Below are 1,181 nucleotides of genomic sequence, written 5' to 3'. Positions count from 1 at the left end.
TTAATAACTTTAGCAACAACACCAGCACCAACAGTACGACCACCTTCACGAATCGCAAAACGTAAGCCGTCTGCCATCGCGATTGGGTGAATTAATGATACTGTCATTTTGATGTTATCACCAGGCATTACCATTTCTACGCCTTCTGGTAATTCGATAGTACCAGTTACGTCAGTTGTACGGAAGTAGAACTGTGGACGGTAACCTTTGAAGAATGGAGTGTGACGACCACCTTCATCTTTACTTAAGATATACACTTCTGATTCGAAATCAGTATGTGGAGTGATTGAACCTGGTTTTGCAAGTACTTGACCACGTTCGATTTCTTCACGTTTTGTACCACGTAGTAATACACCAACGTTTTCACCCGCACGGCCTTCGTCAAGTAATTTACGGAACATTTCAACACCAGTACAAGTTGTTTTAGCAGTTGGTTTGATACCAACGATTTCAACTTCTTCACCAACTTTGATTACACCGCGTTCAACACGACCAGTTACTACTGTACCACGACCTGAAATTGAGAATACGTCTTCAATTGGTAATAGGAATGGTTTGTCGATATCACGCTCTGGTTCTGGAATGTAGCTGTCTAATGCTTCAGCTAATTCAACAATTTTGTCTTCCCATGCTGCTTCGCCTTCTAACGCTTTAAGCGCTGAACCACGAATAACTGGTGTATCATCACCTGGGAAATCATATTGAGATAGAAGTTCACGTACTTCCATTTCAACTAATTCTAATAACTCTTCGTCATCAACCATATCACATTTGTTTAAGAATACGATGATGTAAGGAACACCTACTTGACGACCTAAAAGAATGTGCTCACGAGTTTGTGGCATAGGACCATCTGTTGCTGCTACTACTAAGATAGCACCGTCCATTTGTGCCGCACCAGTGATCATGTTTTTAACATAGTCAGCATGGCCCGGGCAGTCTACGTGTGCGTAGTGACGAGTTGGTGTGTCATATTCAACGTGTGAAGTGTTGATGGTGATACCACGTGCTTTTTCTTCTGGTGCGTTATCGATTTGATCGAATGCACGAGCTTGACCGCCGTATTTTTTAGCAAGTACAGAAGTAATTGCCGCAGTTAAAGTTGTTTTACCATGGTCAACGTGGCCGATTGTACCAACGTTAACGTGGGGTTTTGTACGTTCAAATTTTTCTTTAGACAT

General features: G+C 42.0%; 1 protein-coding gene. It reads right to left on the bottom strand.

Annotated features, from left to right (window positions below):
* Positions 1-1,181: elongation factor Tu (gene tuf, locus GQ598_RS10865; RefSeq protein ID WP_160404130.1), on the bottom strand; the 1,181-nt coding region annotated here is incomplete at its 3' end.

Source organism: Gilliamella sp. Pas-s95 (genome assembly GCF_009795795.1).
Classification (GTDB): Bacteria; Pseudomonadota; Gammaproteobacteria; order Enterobacterales; family Orbaceae; genus Gilliamella; species Gilliamella bombicola.
The sequence above is the reverse complement of the archived record's forward strand: the minus strand, read 5'-3'. Positions and strand labels throughout refer to the sequence as shown.